The sequence below is a fragment of the Providencia burhodogranariea DSM 19968 genome (genome assembly GCF_000314855.2).
Classification (GTDB): Bacteria; Pseudomonadota; Gammaproteobacteria; order Enterobacterales; family Enterobacteriaceae; genus Providencia; species Providencia burhodogranariea.
In genome coordinates this window covers 1,343,686-1,365,339 of the sequence record NZ_KB233222.1, presented here as the reverse complement: position 1 = coordinate 1,365,339, position 21,654 = coordinate 1,343,686, and the positions used below count along the sequence as shown (strand labels likewise).

Sequence of the window (21,654 nt, the reverse complement as noted above, 5' to 3'; positions counted from 1 at the left end):
CAATACCTATTTTGTTTGATTAATAGGCAAGTTTATTTTCCTTTTAAGCCAATAAGGTTACCAAAAGGGTCTTCAACTTGGCACATTTTTAAACCCTGACCAATTTCCATTGGACCGCGATAAAGCGGTGCACCTAATTGTGCAAAATGCGCAATTACCTTAGTTATATCATCAACGTGCCAATACAATACACTGCCTTTTTTCCCTTCACTGACTTTTGTATCCGCTTGAACTATTTCGATTGTAAAGTTGCCAACATGTAATAATGTGAAATCAAATTCAGGTAAATATTCGGCAATGGCATTGGGGAATGCCTTTTTGTACCAAGCCAATCCCTCGGCAACATTAGGAACATGGATTAATACAGCAGTTGGTTTAATGAACATAACAGACTCTATTAATTAATAAATTTAGTTGTTGAGTATTTTAACCAAAAATTACGGTGTTCCCAGTGAATTTCAACACTATCATTACATGCGATACATGCGATACATGTGATACATGTGATACATGTGATACATGTGATACATGCTATTTTATATTGATGGCTCTTAGTTAATAAAATACACGCATATAGGGTTGATGTTGGTATTTAATCACTATTTTAATTTTTATTATTCGTGTTTTTCATTCATTAACATTTAAACTATTTATTTGAAAAAGCCATAAAACAATTATTTACATGAATTTATTTCTTTAGTGGGGGCATCATAAAAAATTATTTCATGCTCATTGGGGTTACGCGCCCATTTCATCGAAAAGTCCAAAGTTTGCTCGTAGCCCTCTAATATCAAGGGCTACAGACGATATCTTATACGACAGTATTAACACTCGATGTATTACATTGAAAAATTAAAAGTTCCAAGCTCCTCAGTAAGAGATTATTAATTAATAAAGATAGCGTTGTAAGAAAAACCATATAGAGAATTCATAGGTTAACATATATGCTTTGACGAATGTATTTTTTGAGTATACCTTATATACATTAAATATAGGAGAAGGTATGGAACCACTACTGCTGTTTAAAATACTCAGTGATCAAACAAGGTTGGATATCGTGTTGCTTTTGAAGTTATCGGGAGAGCTATGCGTTTGTGATATCTATACGGCTTTAAATTTATCGCAACCAAAGACTTCTCGGCACCTAGCAATGCTTAGAGAGTCGGGTCTTTTGCTCGATTCAAAACATGGTAAATGGGTTCATTATCGGTTATCTCCGGCATTACTACCGTGGGTGAAAAGTGTCATTGATGTCACCTATGCCACAGAGAAAAATAGAGTTGCAGATTTGCTTAAGAGTCTAGAGACAAAAGAGTCTGCGAGTAGTTGTTCGGCATAAAATTTTTTAAATTAATATATATGAAAAATCATATATAAGGTTGAGTTATGGAAAAACTAGAAGTCTTTGACCCAGCGTTATGCTGTAGCACTGGTGTTTGTGGAACCGAAGTCGATCAAGCATTAGTAGATTTCGCAACAGATATAGATTGGTTAAAAAAACAAGGAGCGAATGTAAAGCGCTTTAATTTAGCGCAAGAGCCTATGGAGTTCGTTAACAATACAAAAGCAAAAACATTTTTGGAAACCGCAGGTGCCGAGTCACTTCCACTATTGATTCTTGATGGTGAGATTGTGCTGACTGGTCGATACCCAAAACGACATGAGCTAGCAAGATGGTTTGGTATTCGACCAAATATTGAAAAAGCCGAAATTGTTAAATCGTGTTGTGGTAATGGTAAAACGTGTTGTTAACAGGAGCAATAAAATGAAATTTTTAGATAACACACCTAATTATTTATTTTTTACTGGAAAAGGTGGGGTGGGTAAAACCTCTATTTCCTGTGCGACCGCAATTAAGTTGGCTGAAAAAGGGAAAAAAGTCTTACTGGTGAGCACTGATCCAGCTTCTAACGTTGGGCAAGTATTCTCTCAATCGATAGGCAACAATATTAAGCCAATAACATTGGTTCCAAATCTATTTGCTATTGAAATAGACCCTCAAGCCGCAGCCGAAGAATATCGAAACAAAATTATTAATCCAATCAAAGAAAGTTTACCTGAAGCGGTAATTAAAAGTATTACGGAACAGCTATCAGGTGCCTGTACAACAGAGATTGCAGCTTTTGATGAATTTACTGGATTGTTAACTAATACCGAAATTACGGGGCAATTTGACCATATCATTTTTGATACCGCACCAACGGGGCATACCATCCGTTTATTACAACTTCCGAGTGCGTGGAGCGATTTTATTAGTGACAATCCTGATGGTGCGGGTGCGTCATGCTTAGGTCCAATGTCTGGTCTTGATAAACAACGTGAGCAGTATAGCATGGCCGTACAAGCGTTGAGTGATAAATCACTAACAAGATTAGTATTAGTTGCACGACCTCAGTCTGCCGCATTGAGGGAAGTCGCGAGAACCTATAGCGAGTTGTCATCTCTGGGTATCAAAAATCAGCAATTGATTGTCAATGGTGTTTTTCCTGAAACGGCTATGACTGAAAATGATAAGTTATCCCATGCACTCTATAACCGCGAGCAAACGGCATTGGAATCTATGCCTGAAGCATTACGCTCGTTACCTATCGATATTCTTTATTTACAAAATATCAATATGGTGGGAGTCGATGCACTGAAGCAGTTGTTATCGAATGACATGCCACAAGTTCCAACTATTACCCCGACAAAACAACCTATTTCTTTACCTACCTTGTCAGAACTGGTTGGCGAAATATCTCAGCAACAGCATGGGCTGATTATGTTAATGGGCAAAGGTGGTGTAGGGAAAACAACGATTGCGGCATCAATCGCAGTTAAATTGGCAGAAAAAGGGCTTGATGTACATCTGACCACATCTGACCCAGCCGCGCATATTGAATCAACCCTCGATGGTGTTTTACCCAACCTTCAAGTTAGCCGAATTGACCCCATTGCTGAAACTGAACGTTATCGTAATTATGTTTTAGATACAAAAGGGAAAGATTTAGATACAGAGGGGCGTGCATTACTTGAGGAAGATTTACGCTCTCCATGCACAGAAGAAATCGCAGTGTTTCAGGCCTTTTCTCGCATCATTAGAGACGCGAGTAAACGTTTTGTTGTCATGGACACTGCACCAACTGGGCATACATTATTACTTCTGGATGCAACAGGGGCATATCATAAAGAAATTGCTAAGAAGATGGGTGAAAAAGGCCACTATTTAACCCCGATGATGCAATTACAAGATCCTGAACGCACCAAAGTTATTATTACGACACTCGCTGAAACTACACCTGTGCTTGAGGCGGAGAATTTACAAAATGATTTAATACGGGCAGATATACATCCGTGGGCGTGGGTGATCAATAACAGTCTATCTATCACGGAAACAACATCACCATTGTTACTTTCAAGAGCAGAACAGGAAGTCGCTCAGATTGAAAAGGTGACATCAACATTGGCAAAACGTGTTGCTATTGTTCCTTTGCTTGAAACAGAGCCTGTGGGGATATCCGCATTAAGTCAGCTCTCAGAATAAGTTTTATTTTTGGAAAATAAAAGGTGCGGAAAAGCACCTTTTAAATGAGGTTGTTATGTTTATTGCCGCTTTAATTTTTATTTTAACGATCACCTTTGTTATTTGGCAGCCCAAAGGATTAGGCATTGGGTGGAGTGCAATGGCAGGGGCAGTATTAGCATTAATTTTTGGTGTCATTAGCCTTCAAGATATCCCGATTGTTTGGAACATAGTTTGGAACGCCACAGCGACATTTGTTGCAGTGATTATTATTAGCTTATTGTTAGATGAAAGCGGCTTCTTTGAGTGGACGGCATTACATGTTGCCAAATGGGGCGGTGGCAAAGGAAAACTGCTATTCAGTTATATCGTGTTACTAGGTGCGACTGTTGCGGCCTTATTTGCCAATGATGGCGCAGCATTGATATTAACGCCTATTGTGATTGCGATGTTATTGGCACTTGGTTTCAACAAAGGCACGACATTAGCATTTGTCATGGCAGCAGGGTTTATCGCAGATACAGCAAGCTTGCCGCTAATTGTTTCGAACCTCGTGAATATCGTTTCTGCGGACTTCTTTAATATTGGATTTACTGAATATGCATCGATTATGGTGCCAGTGGATATTGCAGCAATTATTGCAACATTAGCGATGCTGCATTGGTTTTTCCGCAAAGATATTCCTAAACAATATGATGTTACCAAACTGAGTGAACCGACTTTAGCCATTAAGGACATGACAACGTTTAAAGCAGGTTGGCTGGTATTGGTACTGCTACTTATTGGTTTCTTTGTCTTAGAACCATTAGGTATTCCTGTTAGCGCTATTGCTGCAATTGGAGCCTTAATTCTTTGGGTGATTGCAGCCAGAGGCCATACGATTAATACCAAAAAAGTGTTACGTGGTGCACCGTGGCAAATCGTCATTTTCTCTTTAGGTATGTACTTGGTGGTTTATGGTTTAAGAAATGCGGGGTTAACCGATTATCTTTCTGAAACGCTCAATTATCTTGCCGATAAAGGGTTATGGGTAGCCACTCTAGGCACTGGATTTATTACCGCATTTTTATCATCAATTATGAATAACATGCCAACAGTATTAATTGGTGCTCTATCCATAGAAGGAAGTGAAGCATCAGGGTTAATTCAACAAGCGATGGTTTATGCGAATGTTATTGGCGCCGATTTGGGGCCTAAAATCACACCAATAGGGAGTTTGGCTACATTGTTGTGGCTGCATGTTTTATCGCAAAAAAACATGACGATTACATGGGGATATTATTTCAAAACAGGGATTATCATGACTATCCCTGTGCTCATTGTCACACTCGTTGCTTTAGTACTTCGACTTTCACTGTTAAATTAAAGGTAACCCCATGAATGAGATCTCTATCTACCACAATCCAAACTGTGGTACTTCACGTAACACCCTTGCCATGATCCGCAATAGTGGTATTGATCCAACGATTATTCATTACTTAGAAACACCTCCGACTAAGGATGTGTTAGTGCAACTTATCGCCGATATGAAAATCACAGTCAGCGAATTACTACGGAAAAATGTTGAGCCGTATGAGCAATTAAATTTAGAACAAGATAGCTATACAGATGACCAACTCATTGATTTTATGTTGCAGTACCCAGTACTGATTAATAGGCCGATTGTTGTCACTCCGCTAGGCGCAAAGTTGTGTCGGCCTTCAGAGGTAGTGCTGGATATATTGCCTAATCGGCAACAACGTGAATTTATCAAAGAAGATGGGGAGGTTATTGTTGATAAACAAGGCATCAGAGTAAAGTAAATCACTGACGATATTTGTCATGATGAGCGTACCGGTGCAGGGCATCAGTACGCTCATGTTAATCCGGTGCTTGCTTAAGACCGTTGATATTGGTATTTTAAAAAAACATACTATTCATAGGAACAGCTGATCATATTATGCGCCTTACGCCGCCCTGAGATACCTCCTTCCTTTTAGGTTGATACTAAATCAACTAATTTCTAAATCCCTTCTTTGGGATAATTTCGTTTATTTAAAATACACTCTCCCATCTTGGGATTGATCGATTACAAGGTAGTCCAATATGCTGTTGTCCTCCTCTCGTCAGGACTGGCTAGGTAACATCCGTGGGGATATCCTAGCCGGTATTGTTGTTGCTTTAGCGTTAATTCCTGAAGCGATCGCATTTTCAATTATTGCAGGCGTCGACCCCAAAGTCGGGTTATACGCTGCCTTTTCTATTTCAGTGATTATTGCTTTCATCGGGGGGCGCCCCGGCATGATTTCATCAGCAACAGGTGCCATGGCTCTCTTAATGGTTGTTCTGGTGAAAGAACATGGTCTTCAGTACTTATTAGCCGCGACGGTTTTAACTGGGATATTTCAAGTTATCGCAGGATATTTAAAATTGGGTAGTCTAATGCGATTTGTTTCACGCTCTGTCGTAACGGGATTTGTTAATGCGTTAGCTATCTTGATTTTTTTAGCCCAACTTCCTGAGTTAACCAATGTGAGTTGGCATGTTTATGCAATGACCGCGGCAGGCTTAGGGATTATCTATTTGTTTCCATTAGTCAATAAAACCATTCCTTCTCCATTAGTGTGTATTGTTGTATTAACGATAATTTCAATATGGCTTGGTCTTGATATCCGAACGGTTGGTGATATGGGCGTTTTGCCTGACAGTTTGCCTATCTTTCTTTTGCCCGATATTCCCTTGAACATTGAAACGCTACTTATCATATTGCCCTACTCATTAGCTCTTGCTGTTGTTGGCTTATTGGAATCAATGATGACTGCAACGATTGTGGATGATTTGACGGATACAACCAGTGATAAAAATCGAGAATGTAAAGGGCAAGGCATTGCCAATATAGTCACTGCATTTATTGGCGGGATGGGGGGATGTGCGATGATCGGTCAATCCATTATCAATATAAAATCGGGTGGACGAGGACGATTATCGACACTGGTTGCGGGTGTTGTTTTATTGCTAATGGTGGTTTTTCTTAATGATTGGGTATCAAAAATCCCTATGGCGGCGTTAGTTGCTGTGATGATTATGGTGTCAATTGGGACCTTTTCTTGGCAATCCCTTGCCGATATACGAGTCCATCCGCTATCAACCAGCGTTGTTATGATAGCCACCGTCATTGTTGTCGTTTGGACCCATAATCTGGCATACGGGGTACTTGTCGGGGTGCTCATCGCAGCGCTTAATTTTGCCAATAAAGTCGCGAGATACATGACAGTTACATCAAGACTAGACAGAAAGGTACGTCATTATGAAGTTCGGGGACAAATTTTCTTTGCCACATCGGAACGCTTTTTTAATGCCTTTGATTTTAAAGAAGACATTGATAAAGCGATTATCGATGTGAATCATGCTCATTTTTGGGATATCACTTCCGTCAACGCGTTAGATAAAGTGGTGATTAAGTTTCTACGTGAAGGCATTGATATTGAAATTAAGGGGATGAATGACGCCACTGCAACGTTGGTTGATAAGTTTGGTATTCATGACGACCCGAAAAAAATTGAAAAATTCATGGGAGGTCATTAATTATGGCAGCAGATATCATTCAAAAAACTTGCGTAATTGGGTGTATAGACCGTTCGTCCTTGGCGATTGCCGTTTGTCACGCCAGTGCTTGGATAGCCCAAACACTTAATCTTCCACTGACACTGTTACATATGAATGAAAAAATCCCAACATCTGCACACCATGACTTAAGCGGGATCATCGGATTTGACACCCGAGAAACCTTATTGAATGAACTTGTGGATATTGAAGAAAAGCGAGCGCGTTTAACCCGTGAGGAAGGTCGACAATTATTGATGAGTGCAAAAAAAATCACTCAAGATTTAGGTCTTCTGGATGTTAATACACTTCAGCGGCAAGGGTCTTTAGCGGAAATGCTTAATCAGGAAGATTCGCATATTGTTGTACTCGGTCGTCGAGGAGAACAATCTGAATTAACGGGTCATATCCGCAGTCAGCTAGAGAGTATCATCCGTCTTCAAAAAAATTCAGTACTTATCTGTAAGCGAAATTTTGCCCAGCCTAAAAAGATTATGATTGCGTTTGATGGCAGTGAGGAAGGTAAACGAGTCATTCATAGGTTAACACAAGTGAAATTATTAGCGGGTCGTGATTGCCATCTGGCGATGCACGGTAATCAAGACAGTCAACTCAAAAAAACACAAGATATGCTTCATCAAGCAGGCATTGAGGTGAAAGCTAATTTACTTCAGGGTGGTGACAGCACTGTTGATGAGTTATGTCATTTTGCAGTACAAAACCACATTGACTTAATCATCATGGGGGCTTTTGGACATTCGCGATTGAGGCAATTTTTTGCAGGGAGTCATACGACAGAAATGATAGCGAAAACTCCGGTATCATTACTCATCATCCGTTAGTCTTTTCGTTTATTTCCAACATTGCGGGGGAGAAGTGGCTCATTTTCGTCACCTCTCCATCATAATTATTATCCAGTTTGATTGGAAAATTTGCGCAAGAAAATAATCAAGACGCTGTCAATATGATAGCTGAGTTATCGCCTGTCGCATGGCAGCATATACAGTTGGCCGGTAATTACACCTTTGGCCTAAAAAAAGATAATATTGTACTGGAAAGATTACTGGAGAATTTAGCTCCTCTTATTTCAGAAGAATCATTAAGCTTAGTGGCATAGTCTATAATAAATTGCACATTGTCTGTAGCCCTTGATATCAAAGGGTTACGAGCAAGCTTTGGACTTTTCGATGCACAAACCCTAATTGTATTGAATGTTTATTTGATTGAATTAATGTTTGCGAATAGTTTAAAATTTATTTTTAATTTAAACTTGGTGCATTATCTGTATTTTAGGTGGTGGGTTTTTAAAGTGAAATCCTTGTATTTATAATTAATTATAATTTAATGGGGGAATAATGAAATTAACGGAATTGTTATGTGATTTTAATATGCAACAGCGAATTCAAGCTCAGGATGAACCAGAAAAAACTAGCGTAAAAAATAATCTTAAAAAAAATATTGGTCTTGTGAGAAATTTGTCGAACGAATCTATTCGAGAGAATAGTGTGATTGATAAAAGTGCTAATATTATTAAAGACTGTTTTAGAAAAATAATAGCAGACAAGAGTTATAATAAAATGTTTTCTCAAGGTGCTTACTTTAAAAAGTTAGGTACTGACTTACCTGAGTGCTCAGCGGGAAAGCCTTCCTTGTATTCTTTGCAACACCTGAATAAGCTATCTAAAAATTATTTAACTAAAATAAAAGAAAACACAAAAAACCTGACTCCTCAAGAGAAGAATTTGCTGAGTAAAGTAGTTAATACTCATCTACACTTTAGGCACCAGAGTAATGCTAATCTTTCAGGGGAAACCCTAAATATTATGTCGAACCATAGATTACAAACAAAAAATATTTCTACAGCATCTAACACTTACTCAGAAGATATACAATACTTAAGCAATCATGATTTTGTATTTTTTGGTATTGAATTTTCAGACGATAAATCTCAACTACCCTTAAATACTAAGCATACCACAATCAACTATGGCGCTAATGCATATATAATAAATGAGCAATATCCTTATGGATATTTGACATTAACAGATCATTTTGATAACCAAGTTCCTCCTGCCTTTCTTCATGAGCATCAAAATTTCATTTCTCATTTCTCTGAGGTTAGAAATGAAATTGAACGTTATATTTATGGAGAGAATGGACGTTATGATATTCCTATTTATAATACTAAAGATATGAAAATTGCTTTAGGGATGCATCTTATTTATTTTTTGAGAAATAGTTCTGATGTGAACTTCAAGGCGTTAGCTTTAAATGAAGATTTAAATAGTAAAGGATTAGATCACGTACTCAATTTCGTATTTCAACCTGAATTTCATGTGCCTAGGATGGTTAGTACAACCAACTTTAAAAAGGTTCAATTACGAGATATTAGTTTATTCGATGCGATTAAAGCTTCTAATGTTGAAGAAATATCTAAACAAATAGAAAGTAAGAAAGATGCATGCGATGTGATGAAGATGTCGATAAAATACTTCAAGCCGGATATTGCTGAATAGTTGTTTTCAACATGGAAATTCACCAAAGAAGATATGAATGAAATGTCGTATGGAATAGACATCGAATATGAACTAAGTGACTCCTGTGGTATTAATAATAAAATATTAGAAAAAGTTTTACAGCTGGGATTAATTGATCCTAACAAACGATTTGAAAAAATTAGTACTGGTAATACTATGTTGGATAATGCGATTAAAAACGGTAATAAAGACATGATAAATCTATTACTCGAACACGGGGCTATGACAGGTAATGAATTAGAAAAGATTAATTTCGAGAGATATAAATTAGATAACTAAGCATTAAAAAGCGAGCATCCTATGCTTTCTAATCTTTGTGAGTAGATTCGGGTAACCATTTCATGCTAGATGGTTACCCGTTAACGACAAATAGACATATTGACAAGATATCAAATAAAAGTTCAATAGCGAAATTGAATGTTTAAGTTAAATTAATTTAAGATAAGAAAATGATACTGAGAAATCTTATTCTTAAGGTATTGAAGAATGAGTGATATGCGAATATAAATAGTTATTTGCGAAACAATATCGATGATAACAAATACTAGGGATAACGATGTACAGTTTTCAAAATGATTATAATGAAATAGCTCATCCAGCTGTGATGAAAGCATTAAATGATTTAGCTGGAAAACGCTTTGGTGGTTATGGAACTGATAAATATACTGAGCAAGTTGCTGAGAAAATCAAACTCAGAATAGGTCGTACAGATTCGGACGTTCATTTTTTTAATGGCGGTACAATCACTAATTTAACCGCTATTTCGCATGTTCTACGTCCACATCAAGCCGCAATTGCTGTTGATTCTGGACATATTGCGACGCATGAAACGGGTGCTATTGAAGCAACGGGGCATAAGGTCGTGACGGTGAAATCTGAATCAGGAAAACTGGAACCAAAGCATATTCAAGCAGTACTTGCAGAACATCCGGATGAGCATTCTGTTCAACCAAAATTGGTTTATATCAGCAACTCGACGGAAATTGGTACCGTTTACCGTAAACATGAACTACAAGCCCTTAGAACTGAATGTGATAAACATGGCTTGTTATTATTTATGGATGGAGCCCGTTTAGCTTCTGGTTTAATGTCTGCAGACAGTGACTTAACCATTGAAGAAATCGCTGGGCTGACAGACATGTTTTATATTGGCGGTACCAAGATTGGTGCGTTTTCGGCAGAAGCCTTAGTCATTTTAAATCCAGTATTAAAATCTGACTTCCGCTATAGCATCAAGCAAAAGGGTGGATTACAAGCGAAGGGCTGGCTGTTAGCTGCACAATTTGATGCGTTGTTTACTGAGGACCTATATTTCCAATTAGGTACTCATATCAATGATATGGCTGCACAATTGGCTAGCCTTTTCGAACAAAAAGGTTTCAGATTCCTTGCTCCACCAGAATCTAATCAAGTTTTTGTTATTTTACCAAATTCGCTTGCAACTCAATTGATGTCACAATACGTGCTGCACAAAATTTGTGAGCCAGAAGAAGGCCAAAGTTGTTTACGGTTGTGCACATCATGGTCAACGACTCAACAAGATGTTGATAAATTCATCACGGCATTTAATGCGCTTGTATAGCCCAAAGGCCAGTTATACCTAAGCTGCGAGCAAATTAAGCAACGCCCCATCTTAAAGAATAACAGCTCTATATCTGTTGAAAGAGCACGGTATTAAATCGTGCTCTTTTAGTCTACTTACGCAGTAACCCACTTAATAACAAATCAATTGCAGTGATGCTTTCCGTTAATCTATTTGCGCTATCTTTTTGCGCTATCCAACATGCGGCTTCGGCTAAACTACCATAAATTAAGGTCGCTAAAACCTTGGCTGACGCTTGAGCAATAACGCCTTGTTGAATAAGCTCGCTGAGTATTTTTTCCATCGAATCAATGCAGTACTGCTGTGAACTTGCCGAAACACCACCAAATACCGCTTTTGCATCATATAATACAATGCGCTGATATTCGGGCTCGATGGCCATTTTTAGATATGAGTGGCATCGTTCACAAAAACCAGACCAAGGATTTTGGGCGTTATTGCTGATGACCTGTAAACGCGAGTCCATTTCAGCATCGATTTGTTCAACGACTGCGGCAAGTAAGCCTTTTTTATCCCCAAAGTGGTGATAGAGAGCGCCTCGAGTTAAATTTGCACTCGCTGTTAAATCGTCCATCGACGTTTCTGCATAGCCTAAACGGCTAAAATAATCACGAGCCGTTGTTAACAGCGTGGCTCGAGTTTCTTCCATTTCTGCACGAGTTCTTCTTGCCATTATTCCTCTTTACATACATTGCGTATGATTATTTTACATTCATCTCGTATCATTATATCATCCTTCTTATTCATACGTAATGTATGTATAAATTAAATTTCAGGAGAAGGTATGCAACGTCGTTACCAACAATTGTTTAGCGCACCGGGGAGTAAACGTTTTGTTTTATCCGGGCTTATTGCACGATTACCTTTACCCATGATGGGTATAGGAATTATCACCATGCTAGCTCAAATAAAAGGGAGTTATGCACTTGCCGGATTGGTATCAGCCACTTTTGTACTTGCGTATGCTTTGCTATCACCGCAAATCTCACGATTAGTTGATAAGTATGGACAATTTTACATTTTGCCCATTGCATCAACCATTAGTGTGATTGGCGTTAGCATCGTGTTGTGGAGTTCATGGGCTATGGTGTCTGATGTGGGTTTTTTCGTCGGTGCGGCACTTGCTGGATTTATGCCAAGTATGTCAGCAATGGTCAGAGCTAGATGGTCTGCTATCTATAAAGGACAATCCATTTTGCAAACGGCTTATTCTTTAGAAACGGTTTTAGATGAAGTGACATTCATTATAGGACCACCTATATCAGTAGGGCTTGCCGTGGCACTATTTCCGCAAGCAGGTTTAATCATTGCGATGTTTTTGCTGATCGTAGGCGTTGTTTCATTAATTTTGCAACGAAAGACTGAACCAGTATTAAGCGTAAGTCATGCAGTAGCCAGTAAGCCGCGATGGATTATGTTGCAAACAGGCATGCAACTTTTAGTGCTATTGATGATCGCCATGGGTGCAATAGTGGGAACAGTTGATATCAGTAGTGTTGCTTTAGCGGAGTATGTAAAACAACCAGCATCTGCAAGTCTTGTTTTATCTGCTTATGCGCTGGGATCATGTTTGATGGGATTAGTTTATGGTGCTTTAACGTTGAAAACTTCGTTACCACGATTATTACTATTGGGCGGAATATTAACGGCGTTATCGGTGCTTCCTCTGTATTTTGTCAGTGATGTTGTTTCACTTGCGATTGTTGTATTTATTGCTGGGCTATTCTTTGCACCAACTATGATCGTGGCGATGTCATTAGTTGAGAATTTAGTTTCTGAAAATCAATTAACAGAAGGTATGACTTGGTTACTCGCAGGCTTAAATATAGGTGTAGCAATGGGCGCTGCGTTATCAGGGAAGCTCGTCGATAGTTATAGCATTCAAGCCGGATTTTTGGTGGCAATTGTGGGAGGGGTAATCGTCCTGTTAGCGGCGATTTTAGGGCAACGAAGACATTTGCTTTCACATAACTCTATAGACCAAGCTACGGTTGAATAACAGATCATCTATTTATTCAATTCTCGCATGGTTGCTTGTCACGAAACTATGCGAGATAAGAAATTAAACTAAGGGCTTATTTGCTAATTGTTCACTCAATTTTTGATAATCAATCTTTAGCAGGGTGCCTGAGGCGGGAGATTCGATTAATTCTTGTTCGGTTAAACCCAATCGAGCGCTAGTGAGATACAAAACTTGTCCGTTCTCACTGAAACAACAACTCGTTGGGCGCTTAACGGGTAGCGAACAGAATTGAATATCATCACCATTGGGCGAAATCCGAGCAATGGCACTGCCGTCAAATAATACACTCAAAACATAGCCATCTGCATCAACAACTAAACCATCGGGCTTGCCATCGGTATCGCTAAACTGGGTAAAAATCCGTTTATGGCTAACATCTCCTGTGCTCAAATCGAAATCATAGGCATAAATAACGCGTTTTATTGAATCCGTGACAAACATGGTTTTATTGTCTTGACTCCAGTCAATTCCATTAATGAGCGTAAAACCTGTATCAATGGTTCGCCAACACCCATTTTGATCAAAACTGTAGAGATACCCACTATTTTCTATGAGTTGCTCACTCATAAGTCCACACCACAAACGTCCTTTAGCATCAAACTTAGCATCATTTAGGCGATAACCTTCGCGAGAATGGGGTGCTAATCCAATGAGTTGCCAATTAGATTGTTGATCAAACCTTGTCAATTGGCAGCCAATACCAACAATTAGTTCTTTTTCTGGGTTTTCTGCGATAAAGGTTAATGGTGCCGATGTGGGATATGAGGTATGTGCAGAGGTTTTTGGATCGAAAGCCAATAAAGTTCCTTGTAGTGTATCGACCCATAAGAGTGATTGCCTCGCATCACTCCAAATTGGCGATTCACCAAGAATTGTCTGCGTATTGGCAACAATATTTGTCTGATACATTAGCGTCGTTCCGTATTTGGAATAGCGATTTTGTGCCAGTTATCTGCAATATCTTGTGCAGTTAACGCGCGGATAGCTTTAATATCTCGAGGATAATCAACAAATTCAGCTTCCATTGTTTTTGTTGCATGGAATTGACCATTTGCAGCGCGTAAAATCCATCCACCCGATAAACAATCAGAAGAGGCTAAAAAAGCCACACCGGGAGCAACATCAGCAGGGTGAAGCTCATCAGGTTCACCGCTTTCTCCCCACATGCGCGTTTTAGCAACAGGTGATATAGCATTGACCATGATCCCATGCTTGTTACCTTCATGGTTAAGGATATTCATTGCACCCACAATAGCCATTTTGGCAGCTGCGTAGCTAATTAAGCCATGTTGAGCATATTGAGTATAAAGTGCACGGCAAGAGGTCGTGACGACGATACGGCCGTATCCAGCTAATTTCATCTGTGGCCATGCTGCTTGTGCAAGCCAAATCGGTGCTTTAGTCGCAATCGATAGCATGTGATCAAACGCTTTTTCATCCAACTCTTCAATTGGTTGATAATCCACCCAACCGGCATTGTGGATCACTGCATCTAATCGGCCGTATTTTTGAATTATCTGTTCAACGAGTTGATGGCAAGTAGTACGAGAGTTTAGAGAACCTGATATTGCTTGAATATCTAAACCTTCTACGCGCAAAGTTTCAGCCACACGTTCAGCAACATTATTATCTTCACCATTACCTTGGCTATCTGCGCCTATATCCTGAATTAACACTATCGCGCCTAATTGCCCGATACAACGTGCGTAGGCTAAACCTAAGCCACGTGCACCACCTGTAATTAACACGATTTGACGATGAAAGGTGATCATTTTAAATATCTCATTTTATAAGTTAGGAAGCATTATCAGTATGTCAATAATCAGGTAATATATAAAATATGATTAATGATGATTCTTGATATATATTTTATATCGATATAGCGGTTTTATTTTGGAGTTGACCATGTCAGAGAGTTTTCGTATTACTTTACGGGCAATGGAGCAATTTATTGCCGTAGCCGAAGAGCTGCATTTTCATCGTGCTGCAAAACGGCTCAATATGTCTCAACCTCCCTTAACGATGGCGATCCGTAAATTAGAAGAAGATATCAAGGTCACTTTAATTAATCGTGATAATCGAGTCTTAGGCTTAACTGATGCAGGTAAAAAATTTTTGCTTGAAGCACGCCAAACACTGAAGCAGGCTGCTTTAACGGTTTCGTCGACTCAAGGGATCGCATCTGGCCAGATAGGTAAGCTACGGCTTGGTTATGTTGGTAGTGCCTTGTATGGTCGTTTGCCTGATGTGATACATCAATTCCGATTGGCGCATCCTAATATTCGGCTAGAATTGCGAGAGGCAACAACTGCGGCACAAGTAAATGACTTACGTAACGATATCCTTGATATTGGGGTTATGATCCCGCCACTGACTAATGTGAATGATATTCAGTTGAGTGAATTTGATCGTGATAGCTTATGCATTGCGGTTGCGAAAAGTCATCCACTAAGCCAACAAATGGACGTTTTTTTAACACAATTAGCCGAAGAACCTTTTATTCTCTGGCCGATGAATGAAGGGCGAGGATTTCATTTGCGTGTTTTTAAACTGTGCGCTCAAGCAGGTTTTGTTCCTCAAATTGCGCAAGAAGCCCATGGGATGCATGCAGTGTTATCATTAGTTGCTGTCGGTGCAGGGGTATCGATTGTCCCTAAAAGTATGCGAAATTTTCGCTGTGATAGGATCTGCTATTATTCAATTGAAGGCCAAGATACTGAGTTTGAATTAATGATTGGTACTTTAGCAATGAGCCCATTAGCACAAAAATTTATCAGCCTAGCTAAAATTGCGGCCAATAGAGAGTAAAAGGGTCACTAAAGCTACTTCAAACTAGCAAAGTAGATTAAAATAGAAATTAATTATTTTCAATCAGTTGGTTGTAAAGCCACTAATAGCATTGTTACAGGGTCACGTTATGTTCATTTGGGTTGATGCGGATGCATGTCCGAAAGTTATTAAAGAAGTACTATACCGTGCGGCAGATCGCGAAAAAGTTCAAATAACATTCGTTGCTAATCAACGATTAACCGTACCTGCATCGGCTTTTTTACGCACATTACAAGTTCCAGCAGGCTTTGATGTGGCTGACAATGAAATTGTCCGTCGTGCAGAAACGGGTGATCTTGTAATTACTGCTGATATTCCTCTAGCTGCTGAAGTGATGGAAAAGGGCGCAGTTGCATTGAATCCTCGTGGAGAACGTTACAGTGAAGCGACAATTCGTGAGCGTTTAACGATCCGTGATTTTATGGATACGATGCGAGCAAGTGGTGTTCAAACAGGTGGTCCTTCTACTTTGAATCAACGTGATCGGCAGTTATTCGCTAATGAATTAGATAAATGGTTATTACAGCGTAAGAAAACATTATAAGTGTATGTGCTTTTTACAATATTTATTCTAATCAATTTTTAATTGTTATATCACCTTAAAAATTTATTTTTAAGGTGATATATTCTCTTAATATATAGACTGAATCTAATTAAAATAATTATTTCACTGTGATTTAAATCGTTATTTTGGTTGGCAAGTATAAATCCATGCTGGCGGAATATTGAGGTATACACGTTCTTTAGTGAAACTGAAGTAACGTTCAAACATTGATTCGCATCCTCGTGTATATTGAAATAATATAAAAACACCTTTGTTTTCAATAAGACGACCATGTACCTTTTTAAGAATTCTCATTCCTGTTTTTTTATCTAATGAACGAAAAGGGATCCCCGAAATAATTGCGTCATAGTCACCTGAAAGATATTCTGCTGAACGGTGGTTAATTTCCATTCTATGGTCATCGATTCGTTGTAATACTTTAATAAAATCATCATTGATTTCATAGACACTAAGCAATGTTTCTGGTGTGATTTTTTTCAAAATTCGTTTTGTTATCACTCCGTCACCCGCGCCGATTTCAGCTATTTTAGCACAATTATTCCAATCAATATTATTGAGCATTTTATTGCATAACCAAGGGGAAGAAGGAATGATAGTGCCCATTTTTTTTGGAGAAGATATGAAGTTTTTCATATACAGTGGGTAGTGATTGATTCGATAAAAAAAAGAAATTTTCATATTTGATATTACCTATTCTAAGGTGAAAATTAAGATTCCTGTTTATACCGACAAGCCACACTCACTACAGAACTTAGCTTCTAAATTTAAGACCGAATGACACCGTTTACATTGCATGATAGTGATATGCTGTTTATTTACCGCAGTGTAAATGTCATTATTTTGATTTTCGTATTGTTCTTCGCGCCGCTCGCGATTTGCACGGCGTGCATGTTTTGACTGACTACTTAGCTTAGAATGACGATAATTCTTATGTAAACCAAATAACCAACTGAGAAAAGACATAATAGAACCCCTCCATTATTTATTTTAGACAAAGTCTAAAGCATGGAGTTTACACGAGGCTCAATAGAGTAACTCTGTTATTACAATTAATTACAATAGTTAAAGCCAAATTAACATTAGATTACTATATTAAATTAATAATGACATAAATGCTTATTTATAGTTAATGTATATAAATAAAAAGGTCGTGGTTTTTAATTTTCTGGTAAGGAAATTAAATAATAATGCATTATTATTTAATTAGCATATTGGTATGAGTATGATAACTTTTTTAGGCGTAAAAATTATCATATAGAGAAGAATGAAATTTAAAAAATAAGTGATACTTTAAGTTACCATTGTTCTATATAGATAATAATAATTTATTAGTGGGTATCAATGACCCTAATATTTATTTTCCCTCATGATTTGGACGATGATGAACATATTCAATTACTGTGCCATCGGGATGAATAGCATTAAAAGCTCTACCCGTAGGTACATCTTGCAATGGAAAAATAATTGTAGCGCCTTGATCTACTAATAAATCATAGTAGGGCTGAACATCATTAACTAATAGTGTGGTATGAGTGCTGGTAAAAGGTGTTAATTTTTCGTCAGGGCCTTCAATAATTAAAAATGCACCGACCATAGCAAGACGTAACTGATGCTCAGGGAATGGAAAAAAACCATCTATTTCAACTTGTTGTAGTTTTTCATAAAAATTGATGCTGTTTTCTAATTCACCGGGGTGGATAAAAACACGAGCCATTACTCGAGGGGATGTTAAATGTTCGCTTGTTGGATTTTTTCGCCAAAGTTGATTAATTTTGGTCATAGTGTGCTCCGCTAAAGATAAATTAAATAGAAATATAGAGTAAATTACGAAGTTTTGTATCGGTTCTAAGAAAATTTAGTCTAACATAAATCAATTACTATGCTTTTTGTGGTAGATATCAGGTCTTACAATTTGCCACACTAAATTATCTTTATTGACTGCACTAAAGCCAACTTTTTCATATAGCCATGATGCCGAAGAGGTGACTAGCATGATACGTCTTAAACGTTGTACGATTGGATGCTGTTGGCAGCAATTTATTAACCAACGGCTTAATTTTTTATGACGCCACTCTTCTAGTACATAGACATCACATAAATAACCAAAAGTTGCCCAGTCAGTGACAATGCGCGCAAAGCCAATCTGTTGTTTTCCAGCAAATAAACCAAAACATAAGCTATTGCGTATCGATAATTCGACAGTATCGAGATCAATACCTTCAGCCCATGATGATTGCGTGAGAAATTGATGAATGGCAATGATATCCATTTTTGCCGGGTCGGTAGTGACAACATAACGTGAGTCAATTGAGTGTAGATAGGTTTGAGGTTGATGATTCATTTAACCCTCACTTATTCTAGGAAAACATTTTACGAAATAAACTACAGACTACTGTATGAATTACAAGCACCAATAACGTTTTATTTAAAGCAAGATTGAGAATGTTCAGATAATCATAATTTGAGCTGAGATAAACGAGTAATTCAATGATGATTTAATGTAAACTTTAGATAAATCTAAGAATACAATAAGGAATGACATGAACATTGCTTTTCAAAAACCACGTTGGTTACGTGATCTATTTCGATTTATTTCCTTGAAAAGTCAGTTTGTTTTATTTGGCAATGTTCGCGATCTACAAGCAAGTGAAATTACCCCTAACGTTGTGACGCCTCTCCCTTTCAATCAATCACTGTTCAATAATTTATTTGAAGCAGGCTACGCACATGTCATTACCTATACGCCATTATTAGGATTTCAATGGGTAGTCAATCCTTCTCGTCAGGCTCAAGAAGGAGCAGTACTAATGCAACAGCTAGGGCTAATGGCAGTTGATGGACGCGCTGCAGGTGGTATTGATATCCTAAATCAAGTTTTAGATAAATTAGTTATTTATAATGAACAACCCATCGCACTATGTATTGATTTTGCATCATGCTTGATTTCACATCGAGATAACTTAACCCCTGTGGAACATAGCTTATTTACGCGAGCACTTGTGGCATCACATCAAGCAAAAGCTCGCCCGGCAGGTAAAAACAATCAGCCCTTCTTTAATACGGTATTTTGGATTGTTGAAAAAGAAACAGACTTACCGGATTGGTTTCTTGTTAATAATCCACGCGTACGAGCAATTCCTGTCGCTAAACCTGATAGTCAAATACGTCGAATATTAGCACCAATCTTATTGTCATCTTTGCAAGGTTTTGGGCAAATTAACGAATTAGAAAAAGAACGCCTATTGAATGATTTTATTGATGAAACTGAAGGTCTTTTACTGCTTGATTTGACTGCGATTATCCAGCTTGCACGGATTGAACAGGTTGATATAACTCGTGTTAGTGATGCTGTACGTCGCTATAAGGTGGGCATTACAGAAGATCCATGGAAAAAAATCGATAAGCAAAAAATTCATAATGCACCCGAAATGATCCAACGAAGAGTAAAAGGGCAACAACATGCAGTAAATCATATGTTGGATATCATCAAACGTGCAATGACAGGTGTAGGAAGCAGTAAAGGTGGTCGTCCTAGAGGTGTTGTTTTTCTTGCGGGTCCGACAGGCGTTGGTAAAACTGAGTTAGCAAAAACGGTGACTCAATTACTGTTTGGTGACGAAAGTGCATACATTCGCTTCGATATGTCAGAATTTAGTGCAGAACATGCAGACCAACGCTTAGTAGGTGCACCTCCCGGTTATATTGGTTATGATTCCGGTGGTGAATTGACAAATGCAATTAGAGAAAAACCGTTTAGTGTGGTGTTGTTTGATGAAATAGAAAAAGCGCATCCACACTTAATGGATAAATTTCTACAAATTATTGATGATGGTGTACTGACATCGGGACGTGGTGATCGCGTCTATTTCTCTGAATCTTTGATTATTTTTACTTCTAATTTAGGGATTTACCGTTTAGATGCAAATGGGGAACGTGTTGCAAATGTGCAACCACATGAACCTTTTGAGACAGTTACCCGCAATGTTAAAAGTGAAATTGAGCGTCATTTTAAATTAGTGCTCAATCGCCCTGAATTACTCAATCGTATTGGTGAAAATATTATTGTTTTTGATTTTATTCGCCCTGATGTTGCGGAGCAAATCTTTGAGCAAATGGTGAATAATATTCTGTCGGGGCTTGATAAACAGTCGTTGAATATTTCTATTTCAAAAAGTGCTAAAGAGACCTTAAAAATACATTGCTTAGCTGATCTTTCTAATGGTGGTCGGGGAGTACGTAACCAGTTAGAAGCTTATCTGATTAATCCATTATCTCGGGCTATTTTTGATAGCGAACTTGAAGCTGGCTTAGCCTATCAAATCGCTGATATTAAAATTGGGGATGTGACGAGAGTTTTATTACAGCCCCTGGCAAATTAAATCATGAAAATAAGTCTTTCACGTCTACATTTTCCAGTAACAACATTGGGGCCGGGTCAGCGTATTGGTATATGGGTACAAGGCTGTAGTTTACTTTGCAAAGGGTGCATATCTCCCGACACTTGGCATCGTAGAGACAAAGGGATTCAAATTGCTAATGTCATGGAACAACTCAAGCAATGGCTGCCATTTGCTGATGGCATTACCATTTCTGGCGGTGAACCTTTTGAGCAAGCAGATGCCCTACATGCGTTATTAATTGAGCTGCATGCAAACTTTCAGGGAGATATTCTGGTTTATAGTGGTTATGGATGGGATGATATTAAGCTGAAGGTTTCAGAAATGGATGGTTTGATTGATGCCTTGATTAGCGGGCCTTATCTTGTCGATGCACCACAAACGTTGGCATTAAGAGGCAGCGATAATCAATTATTACACCGACTGACACCACTTGGTGAAGCTCGTTTTGCACAATATGACAGACAATTAACTGCCGATGATAAGGTGTTGGACTTAGCGCTTGATGGCACTGGGCGTATTTTCTTAACAGGGATCCCGCAACGCCGTGACATGTCACGCTTACAAATATTACTCGAACAACAAGAAACGCCTTTAACACCCTTAAAAAAATAAC

General features: G+C 38.4%; 22 protein-coding genes and 1 pseudogene. 15 read left to right on the top strand and 8 right to left on the bottom strand.

Features of this window, described 5'->3' with window-relative positions; all coding sequences use genetic code 11:
- Positions 1 to 32 precede the first annotated feature (32 nt).
- A complete protein-coding gene (locus OOA_RS05790; protein ID WP_008911205.1) occupies positions 33 to 386 on the bottom strand; it encodes a VOC family protein in 354 nt (117 codons plus the stop codon).
- 617 nt (positions 387 to 1,003) lie between these two features.
- Between OOA_RS05790 and OOA_RS05785 the strand changes: the two genes are divergently transcribed.
- The 10 genes and pseudogenes from OOA_RS05785 to OOA_RS05745 all read left to right on the top strand — a co-directional run bounded on the left by OOA_RS05785 (position 1,004) and on the right by OOA_RS05745 (position 11,203).
- On the top strand, positions 1,004 to 1,339 hold the full coding sequence (locus OOA_RS05785; protein ID WP_008911204.1) for a metalloregulator ArsR/SmtB family transcription factor: 336 nt from the start codon (positions 1,004 to 1,006) through the stop codon (positions 1,337 to 1,339).
- A 47-nt stretch (positions 1,340 to 1,386) separates the two neighbouring features.
- Positions 1,387 to 1,752: an arsenite efflux transporter metallochaperone ArsD gene (gene arsD, locus OOA_RS05780; RefSeq protein ID WP_008911203.1), complete on the top strand. Its 366-nt coding sequence runs from the start codon at positions 1,387 to 1,389 to the stop codon at positions 1,750 to 1,752.
- A gap of 13 nt (positions 1,753 to 1,765) precedes the next feature.
- Positions 1,766 to 3,523, top strand: a complete 1,758-nt coding sequence (gene arsA / locus OOA_RS05775) for an arsenical pump-driving ATPase (protein ID WP_008911202.1) — start codon at positions 1,766 to 1,768, stop codon at positions 3,521 to 3,523.
- 55 nt (positions 3,524 to 3,578) lie between these two features.
- A complete protein-coding gene (locus OOA_RS05770) occupies positions 3,579 to 4,868 on the top strand; it encodes an arsenic transporter (RefSeq protein WP_008911201.1) in 1,290 nt (429 codons plus the stop codon).
- A 10-nt stretch (positions 4,869 to 4,878) separates the two neighbouring features.
- A complete protein-coding gene (arsC, locus tag OOA_RS05765; protein WP_008911200.1) occupies positions 4,879 to 5,304 on the top strand; it encodes a glutaredoxin-dependent arsenate reductase in 426 nt (141 codons plus the stop codon).
- Positions 5,305 to 5,587: 283 nt separating this feature from the next.
- Positions 5,588 to 7,066, top strand: coding sequence for a SulP family inorganic anion transporter (locus OOA_RS05760; RefSeq protein WP_008911199.1), 1,479 nt, complete (start codon positions 5,588 to 5,590; stop codon positions 7,064 to 7,066).
- Between the two features lie 2 nt (positions 7,067 to 7,068).
- Entirely contained in the window at positions 7,069 to 7,926 is an 858-nt protein-coding gene (locus tag OOA_RS05755; protein ID WP_008911198.1) for a universal stress protein, read from the top strand.
- Between the two features lie 122 nt (positions 7,927 to 8,048).
- Entirely contained in the window at positions 8,049 to 8,201 is a 153-nt protein-coding gene (locus OOA_RS20275; protein ID WP_201764575.1) for a hypothetical protein, read from the top strand.
- Positions 8,202 to 8,439: 238 nt separating this feature from the next.
- Positions 8,440 to 9,900 (top strand): annotated as a pseudogene (locus OOA_RS05750) (T3SS effector OspC family protein).
- Positions 9,901 to 10,177: 277 nt separating this feature from the next.
- Entirely contained in the window at positions 10,178 to 11,203 is a 1,026-nt protein-coding gene (locus OOA_RS05745; protein ID WP_008911194.1) for a threonine aldolase family protein, read from the top strand.
- A gap of 112 nt (positions 11,204 to 11,315) precedes the next feature.
- On the opposite strand, the gene OOA_RS05740 is transcribed toward OOA_RS05745, so the two are convergent.
- Entirely contained in the window at positions 11,316 to 11,897 is a 582-nt protein-coding gene (locus OOA_RS05740) for a TetR/AcrR family transcriptional regulator (RefSeq protein WP_008911193.1), read from the bottom strand.
- A 111-nt stretch (positions 11,898 to 12,008) separates the two neighbouring features.
- Here OOA_RS05740 and OOA_RS05735 point away from each other — a divergent pair, with 111 nt between their 5' ends.
- Complete coding sequence (locus OOA_RS05735) at positions 12,009 to 13,223, top strand: MFS transporter (protein WP_008911192.1); 1,215 nt, start codon at positions 12,009 to 12,011, stop codon at positions 13,221 to 13,223.
- A gap of 63 nt (positions 13,224 to 13,286) precedes the next feature.
- On the opposite strand, the gene OOA_RS05730 is transcribed toward OOA_RS05735, so the two are convergent.
- A complete protein-coding gene (locus OOA_RS05730) occupies positions 13,287 to 14,156 on the bottom strand; it encodes an SMP-30/gluconolactonase/LRE family protein (protein ID WP_008911191.1) in 870 nt (289 codons plus the stop codon).
- Positions 14,156 to 15,019: an SDR family NAD(P)-dependent oxidoreductase gene (locus OOA_RS05725; protein ID WP_008911190.1), complete on the bottom strand. Its 864-nt coding sequence runs from the start codon at positions 15,017 to 15,019 to the stop codon at positions 14,156 to 14,158. Before OOA_RS05725 ends, OOA_RS05730 begins: the two co-directional genes overlap by 1 nt.
- Positions 15,020 to 15,152: 133 nt before the next feature.
- Here OOA_RS05725 and OOA_RS05720 point away from each other — a divergent pair, with 133 nt between their 5' ends.
- Positions 15,153 to 16,055 (top strand): LysR family transcriptional regulator, encoded by a 903-nt coding sequence (locus OOA_RS05720; RefSeq protein ID WP_008911189.1) that lies wholly within the window; start codon positions 15,153 to 15,155, stop codon positions 16,053 to 16,055.
- Positions 16,056 to 16,164: 109 nt separating this feature from the next.
- Positions 16,165 to 16,620 carry a YaiI/YqxD family protein gene (locus OOA_RS05715; RefSeq protein WP_008911188.1) on the top strand — a complete coding sequence of 152 codons (456 nt, stop codon included), beginning with the start codon at positions 16,165 to 16,167 and terminating at the stop codon, positions 16,618 to 16,620.
- 141 nt (positions 16,621 to 16,761) lie between these two features.
- On the opposite strand, the gene OOA_RS05710 is transcribed toward OOA_RS05715, so the two are convergent.
- The 4 genes from OOA_RS05710 to OOA_RS05695 form a co-directional block, all read right to left on the bottom strand.
- Positions 16,762 to 17,319 carry a class I SAM-dependent methyltransferase gene (locus OOA_RS05710; RefSeq protein ID WP_008911187.1) on the bottom strand — a complete coding sequence of 186 codons (558 nt, stop codon included), beginning with the start codon at positions 17,317 to 17,319 and terminating at the stop codon, positions 16,762 to 16,764.
- Between the two features lie 42 nt (positions 17,320 to 17,361).
- On the bottom strand, positions 17,362 to 17,604 hold the full coding sequence (locus OOA_RS05705) for a hypothetical protein (protein WP_008911186.1): 243 nt from the start codon (positions 17,602 to 17,604) through the stop codon (positions 17,362 to 17,364).
- Between the two features lie 391 nt (positions 17,605 to 17,995).
- On the bottom strand, positions 17,996 to 18,421 hold the full coding sequence (locus tag OOA_RS05700) for a VOC family protein (RefSeq protein WP_008911185.1): 426 nt from the start codon (positions 18,419 to 18,421) through the stop codon (positions 17,996 to 17,998).
- A gap of 90 nt (positions 18,422 to 18,511) precedes the next feature.
- On the bottom strand, positions 18,512 to 18,982 hold the full coding sequence (locus tag OOA_RS05695; protein WP_008911184.1) for a GNAT family N-acetyltransferase: 471 nt from the start codon (positions 18,980 to 18,982) through the stop codon (positions 18,512 to 18,514).
- A 199-nt stretch (positions 18,983 to 19,181) separates the two neighbouring features.
- On the opposite strand from OOA_RS05695, the gene OOA_RS05690 reads away from it, so the two are divergent.
- Complete coding sequence (locus OOA_RS05690; RefSeq protein ID WP_008911183.1) at positions 19,182 to 21,020, top strand: AAA family ATPase; 1,839 nt, start codon at positions 19,182 to 19,184, stop codon at positions 21,018 to 21,020.
- A 3-nt stretch (positions 21,021 to 21,023) separates the two neighbouring features.
- Positions 21,024 to 21,653 carry a 4Fe-4S single cluster domain-containing protein gene (locus OOA_RS05685; protein WP_040690832.1) on the top strand — a complete coding sequence of 210 codons (630 nt, stop codon included), beginning with the start codon at positions 21,024 to 21,026 and terminating at the stop codon, positions 21,651 to 21,653.
- The last annotated feature ends 1 nt before the right edge of the window (position 21,654 follow it).